Consider the following 16,726-nt stretch of genomic DNA (forward strand, 5'->3'; position numbering starts at 1 on the left):
CTCTGAACGGAAATCTATAGGTACATCTACACAATATTTTTGATTGCTCGCTATCTCGTTGCTCAAAATGTCATCTATGTACATAAACTGTGTTAACATACTGCCTCCAATTGAACACATAAAACCATAAGACATATTAGTTGATACGACACTTGCAATAACGCCGCTTTGGCTGGTAACGGTATACACCTGATTAGTCAAAATGTCTGTATATCCATAAGAATATTCAGGTGTTTCAGGGATAGGATTCATATAAATATTCGCATTATTAACTTGTACACTATTTGCATGAGCGGTAAGAGCAATAATATCAATAAAGGCGCCTGTCGCATTCCCATGCTCCGGTGTAGTAATAATAAAATCTTTACAGGCTTGTTCTCTGGAAGCAATCATAGTAATAGATGGATTAATATTATATGTGGAATGTATTGTACAAGGTTTATCTGCATTTAATGCAATAGCATCAATATCATAAAAATTTCCATTAGATTCACCCTTATTCAGATTATCAAAAGGATTTCCGCTTGTATGCACAATTGAAGTATTATCGTACAAACCTGTAATTGTGAGAAATATTGGAGAAGTGGGATTAGAATCAATCATAACAGAAGCTAACTGTTTACCACAATATTTTATTGGAAATGTTTGATCATATGTATGTGAAGATTTCATTTGATATTGAGGATCCGGAGATTGAGACAATTCATAAGTCTGAGAATTACCCTGAAAAACCGCAATCTGTCCGCCTTGAACAACCTCAACCCAGGAGCCGGTTAAGCCGACTTTATATTCCGCTAACTGGCTTGATCCCGCCGGATGCTCCGCACCAACCATATATACCTGTCCCCGGTTTAGGGTTATCTCAAAAGGAACATTTTTTGGCTTGCCGTCATTGGTAGCTAACTTCGGCGTAATACGGACCCGGGTATTATTGGTCGTAGCAAGGATTGCAAATTGTGCAGCAAAAACCCCTCCGCAATTATCAAGATAATATCTCGTACCTGCGGTTGTTATAGAATATTCTTTCCCCAAACATCTAACTGGGAGTACAATTGTTGCATCAAAAGAAGTATTTGCTTGATTTGAAGCATATATACTAATATTATCAAGTGATGTGATAACTAAACCGGTGCTTACAACACTACCATAAACATCAGTATATGCTTCGTTATATGGAATGGTAACTTCTGTTACTTGCATAGCACCGACAACAAAATTTTGTGTGTAACCTGTGTTAGGATTAACAATAGTACCCGTTGTAGCATTTCGAGCAATAATTGTTAAGCGTAATTTCTCCATATTTGGATCGCCCCCGGCATTAGGATAACATCCTTTTTTCGCATTCTTCATAAAAGTTACCCAAAACTCTTTACCCTCTGTTGATGGAGCCGCACTTTGAGGAAATACTTTTATTACAATTAAAGAAAAAATAATTAAGATTAATATTTTTTTCATAAACATCTTTGTAGAACCAATTGAAAATAATAAAAATAAAAACAAAATAAAGTCTAATAAAACATTAAACAACTATCATTTGACTTTAAATTAAATATATGAATAACAATGTAAACATTACATCATTTTTTAGAAAAAAAATACTTACAAATGTATAAAATTTTTATAAAAAAACAAAACAATCTTTTAATTTAATAAAAATTTCTTTTCCCCATTTCAATATATTAACAAAATTGATACGACAAAAAATAATTATTAAAAATAAAACAACGTTATTTATAAAATATTTAAGCATAAAAATATTATTTTTGCAGGCAAAATCATGTTTCATGAAACATCTATTTTTCTATATTGTTTTTTTTATAATCATATTCGTATCTTGTGATTCAAACACACCTGTTAACTCAAACACTGATAATGTTTCTGGTAAAAACCATATAATTGTTGAAACAGGAAATAAAACTGATAACGGATTAATGTATTCGGACTTCTTCTATAGTGATAATTTTTATAAACCTATTAATAAAGATTGTCCTATATATATTATTCCGGCAAATAAAAACAGTAATGTTTACGCTTACTTTTTTATTAATGATAAATCTGATAAAACCTCTTTAATTCCTATATTCAGTGATGATAATGGAAACCTGTTTCATGAGGAATGTAAATTTAAAATCAATTATATTGATTTACAAAACAATGATAAAATTACTGTTAATTATACCGAAACTAAAAAGAAGTTATTTTTTAAATCTAAAAAAGAATATAATCATACTTTTACCAAAAATATATCTAATAATAATTTCGTAAAAAACAGGTACAAAAATGAAGTGTTTGATAGTTACAAGTTAATAGATGATATTAAATATGGCACTGCTGTAGGATATTGGACAAATTATTCTACCGAAGGAGACAATGATAATTATATTGATATTGTTAAAAGTCAGGCTAAACATTTGGTAAAATCTCAAAAAAAACTTGATCTTTACATGGATATATATTATCCTGAAAATGACTTTGTAGAAAAGAGGCCTTTGATTATGATGATTCATGGAGGCGGATTTTTTATTGGTGACAAAAAGAATTCCTTTATGCAAGATATGTGCCCATATCTGGCAAAATGCGGTTATACGGTTGCTTCAATAGATTATCGTTTAGGATATATTCCTTCTCAAGCCAACATAGACAGAATCGGTTATCAAGCTCTACAAGATGCAAGAGCTGCAATGAGATATCTTGTTAAAAATGCAAATAAATACAACATTGATACTGCAAGAATTTATGTGGCCGGCACAAGTGCAGGCGCAATTACAGGTTTAAATATGGCCTTCATGGAAGAAGAATTTATTCCAGAAAGTGTAAAAGGCGGATTTTTAAGGTCTCCATTGGGTGGATTGGATGACAGCGGCAATAAACATAAAGAGTCTTTCAAGGTTAAAGCTGTTATTAATATGTGGGGCGCCGTACATGACTCTGCTATGATATCACCAAATAAAGATATTGCAATTCTATCTGTTCACGGCGATGCCGATATGGTGGTTCCTTACGAGCACGCAAATCCATTTTTAGATGCTGGAAAAATTGCAGAATGGCTTACTAATAAACTTTGCGGCTCTAAAGTAATTCATCGCAGAGCAAAGGAAAATAAATATTCTTCCGAAAAATTAATTCCGATTCAGGGAGGAGGACATGGCCCCATATATGATGAGAAAAATCAACTCAATGACAATTATTATATGATTAAAGATGAAATGACTTCTTTTCTTTATAACTTAAACAATAAAGATCTTAATGAAATAACTATTGATGATCTTAATGTTAATTTCGAAGATAATATCATCAAGATCAATCCGACACATGAAAGCATTCACAGTTATTATATAAATGTTGTCGGTGGCTGTATAACTCAAGATAAAAAAAATAATTATAATACTACCTGGTTCTCAAATGTAAATGATAGATTCTACGAATTTCATATTACAAATAAAATCGGGGCGTGTAAAACTTTAAAACTTTATGTCAACTAATATAGAAAACAAAAATATCAGTAAAAAAACTGCAATATCAATATCAGGAAGTATCGCTGTTGCTATCGCTGCAATAATGTGGGGCGTTGACGGCGTATTATTAACGCCAAGATTACTCGATAACACCGGTCATCCTCTGAATACGAGCTTCGTTGTTTTTATATTACACCTAATTCCTTTTATTATAATGAATTTTGTGTTTTATAAACAATATAGCACTCTTAAGCAATTTAATTTAAAGGATTATATATACATGACCTTAGTTGCACTTCTGGGCGGCGCACTGGGAACAATGTGTATTGTGAAAGCTTTGTTTTTGGTAAATTTTCAAAATCTTACTATTGTTGCATTATTACAAAAACTACAACCGATATTCGCAATAATTCTTTCCGTAATTATACTTAAAGAAAAATTATCAAAGCAATATTTCCTTTGGGCTGCATTAGCTTTAGTTTCAGGATATATTATGACATTCGGGTTCAATTTACCTGCATCGGCCGACGATAATATTATTCAAGCATCGCTATATGCCCTTGGCGCAGCGTTTTGCTTTGGCTCATCAACAGTTTTCTCAAAAATATTGCTTAATAAGTACACATCGCCTACCATCACGTTTTTCAGATACGGATTTACTACGATTATAGCCTTAATTATATGTTTAATCTCCGGATCTCTCCTTCAATTTCAGATAGTTCCGATGAAAACTTGGGCGATATTTTTATTGATTGGTTTTACAACCGGTTCGGGCGCAATATTTCTTTATTATTACGGTTTAAAGAAAATCAAAGCTTCTGTATCAAGTATTTTAGAATTATTTTTCCCAATTACTGCGGCTCTTTTGGATTATTTCATCAATAATAATACGATGACTGCCGTTCAATGGATTGCTGCTGCAATAATGATATTCTCAATAGTCAGATTATCCAAGAAAGAATAAATTTATATTTGTAACTTAAGATTTACAAATTCATTAAAACAAGTTCGAAAAAAATTCATAGGTAATCCAACCTGATGTAGCAATTTTCAAACCGGTACCGAAGACAAATCCTAATAGTGAAGCAAATCCGGATTTAAAAGCTATTGCCGAATCTTTTCCGCTTATTAATTCTCCTACCACTGCTCCAAGAAACGGGCCAACAATAATTCCCCATGGAGCAAAAAAGAATCCTATAATCAATCCTATTGCCGAGCCCCAAGTGCCCCATTTACTACCTCCGAGTTTTTTCGTACTCCAAACCGGAACTACATTATCAATAACAGTAACAATTACCACTATTCCGGCCAACAACCACATATATTCAGAAGTAAAAGGGTGCCTACTGCTCAACTGCAACATTAACAATCCGATAAAAGAAATAGGCGGTCCAGGAAGTACAGGCAAAACGCATCCCAAAAGTCCGACAATAATAAAAATAGCCCCCAATATATACAAAAATATATCCATAATTATCAAAATTTAAATTTTATTCCTAAACCGAAACTTTCATGAAATTGTACTTTTGGAACATTTTTTACAACAACCTGCACACCGTTAATCTCCTCATATACAGGAAATTTTATATCATCATCGTAAACCAATCGCCAAAATAAATTAGTACTAAAATGTTTAGTTATTGAAAATACGAATTTTCCTTCCCAATCAATATCAAAATTCCATCTATTAGCTTCTTTTTCATCCAAATAATTATTATGTAACTCAAGTTTGGATGAAATATCAATTCTTTTTGCAACAGTTTGATTATATTTAATCACAAAATTAAACCCGATCTCCGACCTGAATTTTTTACCGGGATTTATCATAACTCCAAACTCATCATATACGGCAGGCGTTACTCCGAATGAACCTTTATTTGCCAGTTCTTCATTCAACACAAAAGTAAATTTACCTGAAAGCGCAGATGCAAATATTGAAAGCGGCTTAACCGGAATAATTTCCACGCCCCAAGAAATCGTCAAATAAGCAGGAGCAAAAAAAGCCGAAATATAAACGGAATCATTGGGATAAGTATAACCGTAATCAAATTGCGATTTCAAATCAACAAGTAAAGAGTAAGATAATACTTTATTTAGTCGGTAATTCAATTGAGAATAATAATTGAGTTTATCATCAGTTTTTCTTATTGGCGCATCAACTTCGGCGAGCAACATTTTACCGTAACCCAATGAAAGAGAGTTGATATAAGTAATTGTTTCACGTTCATAGCTCACTTTGCCGTCGAATAAAACAGTTCCGGCGATGGAATTATTACCGCCAGCCGACCAATTTGTATATGAATATTGATTGAAAGTTAAGCTCGTGATAAAGGAATGTTTCCAATATGAAACTTTTTTGATACTATCTGCAGTCGGAATACTATCTTGCGTAACTAAGAGTAATGTATCCGTGCTATACCGGGCGAATACAACATTACTACATATCAACATGCATAATACCAATATCAATTTCCGACTAAACATTTTATTTTAACGCTGTATTAGAATTAATATTATTTTAAATATTTATCAAGCCAATTTTTAAATTCCCGCTGCCATAAAACAGCATTTTGCGGTTTCAGAACAAAATGTGTTTCATCATTAAAAAATAATAGACGAGCCGGAATATCCTGCAGTCTCGCACAATTGAAGGCTTCCAAACTTTGTGTGTAAGGAATTCTATAATCATGTTCTCCAACAATAATTAAAATCGGAGTATCCCATTTGTTTGCAAAAAGATGCGGAGAAAATTCCGCATAACTTTTTGGTTGCGGATTTAACCAATAAGCTCCTTCATAATCGTAATTAGTGAAAAAGTTTTCTTCAGTTGAACCGTACATGCTGTAAAAATTGAAAATTCCACAATGAGATATGAAAGTCTTGAAGCGTTTATCATGGTTTCCGGCCAACCAGTAAACAGAATAACCGCCGTAACTCGCACCCACGGCTCCGAGTCTATCTTCATCAATAAATGGTTCTTTTGATAAAATATCAACAGTTTGCAGATAATCTTGCTGATTCAATCCGCCGTAATCACCCGAAATCTGATCATTCCATTCCTGTCCGAAAGTCGGTAATCCCCTCCTATTCGGCGCCATTACAATATAACCGTTAGCAGCCATCATTTGAAAATTCCAACGATACGACCAGCCATTAGTAACATCCGATTGCGGACCGCCCTGGCAAAATAAAATTGCCGGATATTTATCATTTTCATCAAAAAATGGAGGATAAATTACCCAAACAAGCATATCCTTATCGTCAACGGTTTTAATCCATCTTTCTTCAACCTTTCCCATTTCCAAAGTCGATAATAAGTTATCATTAACATGAGTAATCTGCATTTCTTTTCCCGTTTTGATATCAATTTTAAATATTTCATTGGGATATGACATTGTTTGTTTTACACCGATAATAAATTTACCGGCAGGAATATATTCTACATAATTATGTGAGCCATTTGTGATTTGAGATATTTTATTTCCCTTTAAATTTAATTCATAAATATTATATGCCGCATGACGGCCGCTGATAAAATATATTTTATCGCCGTTTTTACTCCACTTAAAATCATGACTGCTCTGATCAAAACCTTCGGAAAGGTCTTTTACTTCATTTGTTTTAAGATTGATAAGCATTATGCGTTCCTTATCGGCTTCAAAACCCGGAGTTTCCATACTTCTCCAGACAATATAATTATTATCTGGGGAAAATACGGGATCAAAGTCGTAACCTTCATTAAATTCAGTAATATTCTTAGTTGTCTTATTGTGAACATCATAAAGATAAATATCCGAATTTGTACTAATTGAATATTCTTTTCCTGTTAACTTTTTGCAAGTATAAGCAAGGAGTTTACCATCGTCAGACCACGCAACCTGCTCCATTCCGCCAAAAGGATTCATAGGCGAATCAAATTTCATATTTTTTAGAATATCAGTACCGGCGCTGATATTTCCGTCAGCAGATAGAATTGTAACAAATAAATGACTATAAGCGTAATCATGCCATGAATCCCAATGCCTATACATCAAATCATCAAAAATACGTGCATTAATCAAAGGTAAATCAGGATTTTCCTCAGCCGGAGTTTTATCTAATTTCACATCTTGCGCATATACAATTTGTTTTCCGTCGGTAGAAAATTTGAAAGAGTTTATTCCATCCTTAATATTACTGACTTGAGTAACATTTGCACCTTGATAATCGGCAGAAAATATTTGCATTCCGTTATTATCACTTAAGGCAAGAAAATATATAAGATTATTTGTAGGATGAAATACAGCATTATAAATTGATCCTGTAAAATCTATAAGTTTGTGTGAAACATCATCTTTCAGATTTAGCAGGTAAATATCTCTATTACCGGTGTTTTTTTGAAGATCATAGTTAGTAATTCCGTAGATAATTTTAGATTGGTCGGGCGATAACTGTACATCGTTTAATCTGCCGAAACGCCATAAATCTTCAGGAGTCATTGCTCTTTTTTGTGCAAAAGAACAAAACGACAATAATACTAATGAGATTAATAAGAATTTTTTCATATAATTAATATTAAGTTTGTTATTTGATTTGATATTATAATATAAATTGATATGATGCATTGCATCTACAAGTTAAGTCTGAAATCAAAATTAAAATGCAAATATAATTTAAAACTCAGGAAGAATTGGAAATGATTTATTCCTTTTAACGATTTTTTATAATTGCAATAATACCGGAGATTTGTTTTTGTAAACAATACTAATAAGACGCTGATAAATCGGTTTTATCCATTTTAATATGTTTTATTTATTTTATAAGTTTTTTATATTAACTTTGCAAGTACAAAAACTCGAGTGTTATGGCAAATTTTTTAAATCCGGGAAAACCGCGACAATTTAATATTCAGACCCGACATTATGATCCTAAAAAGGAACATGAGAAGATGAAGGAAAAGAAAGCAGAAGGAAAAAATGAGGAATATAACGAATATCGTCGCGAAATGATGCGTAGTGAATGGAAAACTCAACGTATAGAAGAAAAAAAGAGCAAGACACAAAAAAGACTAATTATTTATGTCATTTTGGCAGCGCTTCTTTTGGCATTTATTTTGATGATCTAAGGAACTTTAATTGAATATAGTATGTCTGATCTTATTAGGCTTTTACCTGAAAATGTTGCTAATCAAATTGCCGCCGGTGAGGTTGTACAACGCCCGGCTTCTGTGGTAAAAGAACTATTGGAAAACGCGGTTGACGCAAAAGCTTCTAAAATAACTCTTATTATTAAAGATGCAGGTAGATTGTTGATACAAGTAATCGACAACGGTATAGGCATGTCCGAAACCGATGCCCGATTGAGTTTCGAAAGGCATGCAACTTCAAAGATACATTCCGCAGACGACCTCTTCAAATTAAACACTTTAGGATTTCGCGGGGAAGCATTAGCTTCTATCGCTGCCGTTGCACAGGTTGAAATGAAAACCAAAAAAGCAGACAATGAACTCGGCACTAAAATAATTATTGAAGGAAGTAAATTGGTTTCTCAAGAGGAATGCACCTGTGATACAGGCACTTCTATCTCTGTGAAAAATCTTTTCTTTAATATTCCGGTTAGAAGAAACTTTTTGAAATCTAATACTCAGGAGCTTAAATTAATCATTGAAGAATTTTACAAAGTTGCTCTTATTAATCCGCACATTCATTTTGCAGTTTATAATAACGACAATTTATTATATGATTTAATTCCTGAAAATTTCAAGCAACGTATTGTAAACCTTATAAATAAATCATACAAGGAAAAATTAATTCCTTTAGAAATAGACATTGAAAATATTAAGATTTCAGGATTTATTTGCAAACCTGAACATGCTAAAAAATCGCGCGGCGACCAATATTTATTTGTAAATAATCGTTTTATAAAACATCAATACCTGAAACACGCTATAGAATCTTCTTATCAGGAGATTATTCCCGCAGATATGTTTCCGATGTTTTTTATTAAAATTGACATTGAACCGGAATTGATTGACGTTAATATTCATCCGACAAAAACAGAAATCAACTTTCAGGATGCGAGTACTTTGTATTCCATTTTGAAATCAGGAATGAAAAGAGCTTTCGGGTCTTTCAGCATTCAAGTACCTTCTATTGATTTTGGCAGTACTCCGGAATTTGCTCCTATTACCGACAACAGACCTGTAGTGCCGCCAAATATTAAATTAAATCCGAATTATGATCCTTTCGACGGATTTGCAAATGTCAAAAAGAATAGCGAAAACAATTCAAATTGGCAAGAATTTTATTCGGAACTGAATAATCAATATAAAAATACTTTCGGCAATAATGATGAAAGAGAATCTGACAATAAAAGTAATATTGAATCCGGGGTTCTGTTCGAGAAAAAAAATGAATTTATTTTCGGTGAAACTTTTATTCAGTTTAAAAATAAATATATCATAGGCACTATCAATAAAGGAATCATAATTATTGATCAACAAAGAGCTCATGAAAGAATTTTATTTGAGGAATATTTGGATAAACTCAAGAAAAATACTCCTGCAACACAGATTGATATGTTCCCCGAAACAATAACTGTAAATTTCGATGAAGCATTAATTCTTGATGAAACAAAAGATTTATTTGCAAGCATCGGATTTATGTACGAAAAACTCGGTAAAACTAATTATGTTATCAATTCTCATCCCGAAAACATAAGTACCGACGAGATAAAAGACTTTTTTGAAAATGTCTTGATGAATCTGAAAATGGAAACCGGAAAAATTGTGAACGACAGGCATACTGCCATTGCAAAATCAATGACAACCAGAACCAGGATCAGGGAAAACACAATATTACACAATCTTGAAATGCGTAATATTGCAGAAAAATTATTCAAATGTAAAATAAGTGATGTCGATCTGAAAGGTAATCCGACTTATGCAATAATCGACATGGACGCAGTAGAAAACATATTATAAACTAATTATCTTAAAGAATGAGTGAACGTCAATATTCTCCGCAAAGATTCTCAATTTTACCGCCGGTAGTTAAAAACTTATTAATTATTAACGTACTGGTTTATTTAGCAACGATTGTCTGTAATATGGCTTTCCATATAGACCTCAATGATTATATCGGGTTGAGGTATCCGGGTGCCAGCGATTTTCGTTTTTATCAGTTTTTCACTTACATGTTTGCACATGGTTCATTCAGTCATTTGTTCTTCAATATGTTTGCATTATGGATGTTCGGCAGCGTTATTGAAAACGCCTTCGGTGAAAAACGATTTATCATCTATTATTTAGTTTGCGGTTTTGGTGCGGCGCTGACTCATTATGCAGTAGCTTTTTTCGAAATCAATCCGATCGTACATTCAATCAATTATATAATTGATAATCCTACTGCCGAAAATATTTTCGCTTTTGTTAAAAATCACAAATTCAATATTTCACAATATTCAGATATTGAAATACGCAACGGATTGGCAAGTTTTAACGCAAGCCTGAATACTTTACAATATAACAATCATGATTCTGCGGCAATTCAAACATGTATAAATTTCTTAACCGAATACAAGGAATATTTCAAGAATATACCTAATGTTGTCGGCGCGTCAGGTGCAATTTACGGATTACTTTTAGCTTTCGGAATGCTTTTCCCCAACTCGTTGATATATTTATATTTCTTTATACCTATAAAAGCAAAATGGTTTGTAATTATTTTCGGTGTAATTGAGTTGGTATCAGGTATAACTTCTACCGGTAATATTGCACATTTTGCACACCTCGGAGGTATGATTTTCGGTGTTTTCTTAATTATATATTGGAGGAAAAAAGGCGTTTTGCGAATATAATTTTATGTATAAAAACAATTATAATAGAAGAAATTACGGAGTTAAAGACTTTTTTAAATCTAAGTCGGCATTATCAACATTAATATTGATTAATATTATTATTTGGTTGATTATTGCCTTGATAGATGTTTTTTGTTTTCTGTTTAATAAATCGTCACCGCTCGCGGCAGCAAACATTTCCAACAACAGTATGCAATGGCTGGCCTTGCCGTCGGATTTAAATTCATTGTTGCATAAACCGTGGACAATAATTACTTACATGTTTGTTCACAGTAATTTCTTTCATATTTTTTTCAATATGTTCACTTTATTTTACGCCGGAAAGTTATTTATGACGTACTTCCGTAAAAATCAATTACTTTGGACATATTTTTTCGGAGGAATTATTGGTGCCGCATTTTTTATAGGTGCGATGAATATTTTCCCTGTTTTCATCGAACAAAATACCAATTTTCACCTGATTGGTGCTTCGGCAGCGGTTTTGGCAATATTAGTTACAATAGCTACTTACATTCCGAATCTCGAAATTAATTTATGGCTCTTGGGAAGAGTCAAATTAAAATATTTGGCTTTAATCTTAATTCTGATTGATGTTTTAAGTATTTCTGCCGGAAATGCCGGCGGACATTTTTCTCATCTCGGCGGCATGCTTTATGGATTTTGTTACGGATTTTATCTGAGAAGGAATCATAACAGACATCTAAGCAGCTTTTTTCAAAGATTATCAAATCGTTTTAAAAATTTAAAGAAAGATCGGAACTATAAAAATCAAGTCAGAGAAGAAAAGAAAAAATCGGAAGAAAATCAACAAAATATAGATAACATTTTAGCAAAAGTTAGCAAATCGGGATACGGTAGCCTAACAAAAGAAGAAAAAGATTTGTTATTTTCCAAAAGTAAGAAGTAATTGCGAGTAAGCAAGTAAAAAGTGAAAAGAAAAAATAGTGAAAGACAAGAAAAATAAGAGTAACCGGTTTGGTGTTGTCGGTATTATAATGATACTGTGCAACATTATTGTATCTATACTTTTGGTATTTTCAATTTTTGCCGGATACTTTAAACCTTCACAACATCCTCTTACTGTTTTTCTGGGAATAATATTTCCGTATTTATTTATATTACAAATATTTTTTCTTATTTATTTTATATTAAAAAGAAGTAAGTTTTCTTTTATTCCTATTCTTTTTCTCTGCCTTTCTATTCCGTCTTGCCAGAAAATATGGTCGCCGGGAAATAATAAAAAAATCGACAATAAATCGTTAAAAATCATATCATTTAACGTTAAAAATCTAACAACAGGAAAAAATTCCAATGCACAAACTCCCGTTGACGACTTTTACAAATATCTTGAAGAATCGAATGCCGATATTATTAATTTGCAAGAATATAATATGTATAATATTCAAAGAGATTTGGATAAATTAAAAAAGATAACAAACACAAAACATGTTGCTTACACACATTACTATCCGAACAAACCTAAGTTTGCGATCATAACTTTGTCGAAATATCCGATAATAAACATAGAAAGTATCAGAGCCGAAGGAAAAAGTTATGCTGTTGCGAGCGATATTCTTATTGGAAACGATACGATAAAAATCATTAATGTTCATCTTCAATCTATTTATTTAAATTTGGATGAGATAAATTCGATACCGAATAATACTGAAGAGGCGAAAATATTATCTAAAAAAGTTTACGGCAAAGTTGTTTATGCCGCACAAAAAAGAGAAAGGCAAGTTGAAAAAATACTTTATAATATTGGAAAAGATCCTAAGAAGACTATTTTATGCGGCGATTTCAATGACACGCCGAATTCTTACACATACCGACAAATAAATCAAGTAATGACGGACATTTTTATTAAACATGGAAATGGTTTCGGATTTACTTTTAAAGAATTACCTTTGTTAAGAATCGATTATATGTTTACGAGCAAGGATATGAATCCGCTTAATTTTTATATCAACAGGCAATCGGATTTATCCGACCATAATATAATAATCGGGGAGATCAAATTATGAATGAATTTATACTAAGATCGGATTTTAAGCCAACCGGCGATCAACCGGAAGCAATAAAAGAACTTACCGAAAGTGTTGAACGCGGTGATCCGGCTCAGGTATTGCTTGGTGTTACCGGATCTGGAAAAACTTTTACAATGGCAAATGTTATTGCAAACACGGGAAAACCAACACTTGTGCTTAGTCATAATAAAACTTTGGCAGCACAATTATACGGTGAGTTTATGCAGTTCTTTCCCGAAAATGCAGTAGAATATTTTGTTTCATATTACGATTATTATCAACCGGAAGCTTTTATTCCGACTACAAATACATATATTGAAAAAGATCTTCAAATTAACGAGAATATTGAAAAATTACGTTTAAGTACAACATCTTCTCTACTTTCAGGGAGACGCGATATTGTTGTTGTTTCTTCGGTTTCCTGTTTATACGGAATCGGAAATCCTGTTGAGTTCCACAATACTTTGATTGAACTCGCAACAGGAATGACAATGGATATGACTTTATTTCTCAATAAGTTGGTTATTGCTCTTTATTCCCGCGACGAAAGAAATTTTAAACACGGAAATTTCCGTATTAAGGGAGATACAATTGATGTTTATCCGCCCTACTCCGATGATGCTGTGAGAGTTGTTTTCTGGGGCGATGAAATTGAGTCAATTTCTATTGTTGAGGTCTTAACCGGCAAAATTATCAGTGAACAACCCAGCATTATAATTTATCCGGCAAATATTTTCGTTACATCACCGGAAACGATGAAACGCGCTACAGGAGCTATTCAGCAAGATTTATTTAAACAGGTTGAATATTTTAAAGAGATTGGAAAGCATTTCGAAGCTAAGAGATTGGAAGACCGTGTGACTTTTGACCTGGAAATGATGAGAGAATTAGGATATTGTCCCGGAATTGAAAATTATTCGAGATATATGGACGGACGAGCACCCGGAACGCGTCCTTTCTGTCTTTTGGATTATTTTCCCGAAGATTTTTTGATGATTGTTGATGAAAGTCATGTTACAATTCCTCAAATACGGGCAATGTACGGCGGAGACAGATCCAGAAAGGAAGTTCTTGTTGAGTTCGGATTTAGATTACCGGCTGCATTGGATAACAGACCATTGAAATTTGAAGAATACGAAGCTCTTACGCCTCAAACAATTTACGTAAGTGCAACTCCTGCAGACTACGAGTTAAATCGTTCGGGAGGCGTAATTGTAGAACAAATTATTCGTCCTACAGGATTATTAGAACCACCGATTGAAATACGCCCGAGCCTTAACCAGATGGATGATTTAACTGATGAGATTGAACTTGTGGTAAGTAGAAATGAGAGAGTTTTGGTAACAACATTAACTAAACGTATGGCTGAAGAATTGGCTCAGTTTCTTGCAAATCGCGGTGTTCGTTGCCAATACATTCATTCCGATGTTGATACTCTTGAAAGAATGGAAATAATGCGCGGCCTGCGTCTCGGACACTTTGATGTTTTGATTGGTGTAAACTTGCTTCGCGAAGGTTTGGACTTACCGGAAGTTTCTCTGGTTGCAATTCTTGATGCCGATAAAGAAGGTTTTCTTCGTTCCGAAAGATCTTTGACACAAACTGCAGGAAGAGCCGCCAGAAATATCAACAGTAAGGTTATCTTTTATGCAGATAAAATTACTGATTCCATGCAAAAAACTATCGATGAAACAAATCGTAAAAGAGAAAAACAAACTGCATACAATATTGCAAACAACATTACTCCCACGCAAATTCAAAAATCAAAAGAAAATATTCTTAGTCAAACGGTTATTGCATCTGCTCACACTGATGAATATCATTTGGATGAAAAGATCACAAATATTGCTTCCGACCCGGTAATTAAGTATATGAATAAAAATGAAATCGAGAAGTTGATAAAGACGACCAAGAAAAAGATGGAAGCCGCTGTAAAAGAATTAGATTTTATTAAAGCTGCAAGCCTGCGTGATGAGTTAATTAAACTACATAATTTATTGGATAAAGATGATAGAAATAAAAAATAAAAAAGCCGGATATCAATTTTATCTTTTAGGAGAACTTACCGCTGGTATAGTACTCACCGGCACCGAGATAAAATCTATCCGCGAAGGAAAAGCAAATCTTACCGATGCATATTGCTCTTTTATCGGTGACGAATTGTTTGTAATGAACATGCATATTGCGGAATACAAATACGGTACTCACTACAACCATGAACCTAAAAGAAAGCGTAAACTTTTACTTAACGCTCGTGAGCTTAGAAAGTTAAAAATCCAAATCAATGAAAAAGGTTACACAATTATTCCTGTCAAATTATTTGTAAATGAAAAGGGATTAGCTAAACTTTTGATTTCATTGGCAAAAGGTAAAAAATTATACGATAAACGTGAAAGTTTGAAAGAGAAAGATACCGAACGATCATTGAGAAGACTTAAAGAGGAATAACATAATTTTAAGAATATAAAAAATCCTACTTCAAATATCAAAAAAACAGAATACTCAAAAATAAAAAATTATGAACGGAATTGTAAAGGAATACACAAACGGCGAGGTAACCGTAATTTGGAAACCTGATTTATGTATACACGCAACTTTATGTTGGAAAGGTTTACCGGAAGTTTTTGATCCTAAGAAAAGACCATGGATAAATATCAACGGAGCAAATACCGAAAGAATTATCAAACAAGTTGAAGAATGCCCGTCGGGAGCATTATCTTTTTACAAAAACAAGGATAAAACTGATAAAACAGACAAAATTGATAACGCAAAAGATGATTTTGTGAAAGTTAAGGTAATGAAAGACGGTCCATTAATGGTTTATGGCGATTTAATGGTAGAAGGTATCGACGGCAGCAAAATGAAAAAAGAAAAATGCACCGCATTTTGTCGTTGCGGAGTATCTAAAAACAAGCCGTATTGCGACGGCACTCATAAAGAAATAAATTTTAATGATTAATATAAAATTTTTAAATTATGATTATTAGACACGATGACAATGGAGAAAACGGCGTTTTTTACGCTGTTGAAAATGAATTAAAAGATGAAGCGATAGGTGAAATGACCTATTCATGGGTAAACAACAACACAATTGCTATCAATCATACACATGTGATTGACAGGTATCAGAATCAAGGTATCGGCAAGCAAATGGTAGCAAAATGTGTTAATTTTGCCAGAAAAGAGAACTTGAAGATTATTCCTATTTGCAGGTATGCAAAAGCTATATTCGACAGAACACCGGAATATAGTGACGTAGCAATAAACAGATAGTCAGTAAAAAATATAATGCATAAGATTTAGTTTAATTTTGTGCATTATATTTATCGTTTAATTTTGCACTTCAATTGATAATTATTAATAGTAAGATTATCTAAGTGAATTTTATTGCCTCCGCAGTAATAAATT

15 protein-coding genes and 1 pseudogene are annotated in these 16,726 nt (G+C 32.9%); 12 read left to right on the forward strand and 4 right to left on the reverse strand.

The annotated features are described in order from the left end of the window. A partial coding sequence (locus tag LBP67_04055; protein MDR2084149.1) for an IgGFc-binding protein occupies positions 1–1,455 on the reverse strand: 1,455 nt, incomplete at its 3' end. A 329-nt stretch (positions 1,456–1,784) separates the two neighbouring features. Between LBP67_04055 and LBP67_04060 the strand changes: the two genes are divergently transcribed. Further along, positions 1,785–3,482, forward strand: a complete 1,698-nt coding sequence (locus LBP67_04060; protein MDR2084150.1) for an alpha/beta hydrolase fold domain-containing protein — start codon at positions 1,785–1,787, stop codon at positions 3,480–3,482. Then, entirely contained in the window at positions 3,472–4,419 is a 948-nt protein-coding gene (locus LBP67_04065) for a DMT family transporter (protein MDR2084151.1), read from the forward strand. Before LBP67_04060 ends, LBP67_04065 begins: the two co-directional genes overlap by 11 nt. Positions 4,420–4,452: 33 nt before the next feature. On the opposite strand, the gene LBP67_04070 is transcribed toward LBP67_04065, so the two are convergent. Genes LBP67_04070 through LBP67_04080 form a run of 3 tightly spaced genes read right to left on the reverse strand, consistent with a single transcriptional unit; the run spans position 4,453 to position 7,999 of the window. Then, entirely contained in the window at positions 4,453–4,929 is a 477-nt protein-coding gene (locus LBP67_04070; protein MDR2084152.1) for a DUF456 domain-containing protein, read from the reverse strand. Between the two features lie 2 nt (positions 4,930–4,931). Beyond that, positions 4,932–5,939, reverse strand: a complete 1,008-nt coding sequence (locus LBP67_04075) for a DUF3078 domain-containing protein (protein ID MDR2084153.1) — start codon at positions 5,937–5,939, stop codon at positions 4,932–4,934. A 29-nt stretch (positions 5,940–5,968) separates the two neighbouring features. Beyond that, positions 5,969–7,999, reverse strand: coding sequence for a S9 family peptidase (locus LBP67_04080; GenBank protein MDR2084154.1), 2,031 nt, complete (start codon positions 7,997–7,999; stop codon positions 5,969–5,971). A gap of 299 nt (positions 8,000–8,298) precedes the next feature. Between LBP67_04080 and LBP67_04085 the strand changes: the two genes are divergently transcribed. The 10 genes and pseudogenes from LBP67_04085 to LBP67_04130 all read left to right on the forward strand — a co-directional run bounded on the left by LBP67_04085 (position 8,299) and on the right by LBP67_04130 (position 16,591). Beyond that, positions 8,299–8,559 (forward strand): hypothetical protein, encoded by a 261-nt coding sequence (locus tag LBP67_04085; GenBank protein ID MDR2084155.1) that lies wholly within the window; start codon positions 8,299–8,301, stop codon positions 8,557–8,559. Positions 8,560–8,580: 21 nt separating this feature from the next. Further along, positions 8,581–10,416: a DNA mismatch repair endonuclease MutL gene (mutL, locus tag LBP67_04090; GenBank protein ID MDR2084156.1), complete on the forward strand. Its 1,836-nt coding sequence runs from the start codon at positions 8,581–8,583 to the stop codon at positions 10,414–10,416. Positions 10,417–10,433: 17 nt separating this feature from the next. Continuing rightward, positions 10,434–11,291: a rhomboid family intramembrane serine protease gene (locus tag LBP67_04095; protein ID MDR2084157.1), complete on the forward strand. Its 858-nt coding sequence runs from the start codon at positions 10,434–10,436 to the stop codon at positions 11,289–11,291. A gap of 4 nt (positions 11,292–11,295) precedes the next feature. Then, positions 11,296–12,198, forward strand: a complete 903-nt coding sequence (locus tag LBP67_04100) for a rhomboid family intramembrane serine protease (GenBank protein MDR2084158.1) — start codon at positions 11,296–11,298, stop codon at positions 12,196–12,198. 37 nt (positions 12,199–12,235) lie between these two features. Further along, positions 12,236–13,315 carry an endonuclease/exonuclease/phosphatase family protein gene (locus LBP67_04105; protein ID MDR2084159.1) on the forward strand — a complete coding sequence of 360 codons (1,080 nt, stop codon included), beginning with the start codon at positions 12,236–12,238 and terminating at the stop codon, positions 13,313–13,315. After that, positions 13,312–15,345: an excinuclease ABC subunit UvrB gene (gene uvrB, locus LBP67_04110; GenBank protein ID MDR2084160.1), complete on the forward strand. Its 2,034-nt coding sequence runs from the start codon at positions 13,312–13,314 to the stop codon at positions 15,343–15,345. Before LBP67_04105 ends, uvrB begins: the two co-directional genes overlap by 4 nt. Beyond that, a complete protein-coding gene (gene smpB, locus LBP67_04115; protein MDR2084161.1) occupies positions 15,326–15,766 on the forward strand; it encodes an SsrA-binding protein SmpB in 441 nt (146 codons plus the stop codon). The genes uvrB and smpB overlap by 20 nt, the downstream gene beginning before the upstream one ends. Before the next feature lie 70 nt (positions 15,767–15,836). Continuing rightward, a pseudogene (locus LBP67_04120) lies at positions 15,837–16,058 on the forward strand ((4Fe-4S)-binding protein). 75 nt (positions 16,059–16,133) lie between these two features. Continuing rightward, positions 16,134–16,277 carry a CDGSH iron-sulfur domain-containing protein gene (locus LBP67_04125; protein ID MDR2084162.1) on the forward strand — a complete coding sequence of 48 codons (144 nt, stop codon included), beginning with the start codon at positions 16,134–16,136 and terminating at the stop codon, positions 16,275–16,277. Between the two features lie 17 nt (positions 16,278–16,294). Further along, positions 16,295–16,591, forward strand: coding sequence for an N-acetyltransferase (locus tag LBP67_04130; protein MDR2084163.1), 297 nt, complete (start codon positions 16,295–16,297; stop codon positions 16,589–16,591). Positions 16,592–16,726: the final 135 nt, after the last annotated feature.

This window comes from Bacteroidales bacterium (assembly GCA_031276035.1).
In the GTDB taxonomy this organism is placed as follows: Bacteria; Bacteroidota; Bacteroidia; order Bacteroidales; family BM520; genus RGIG7150.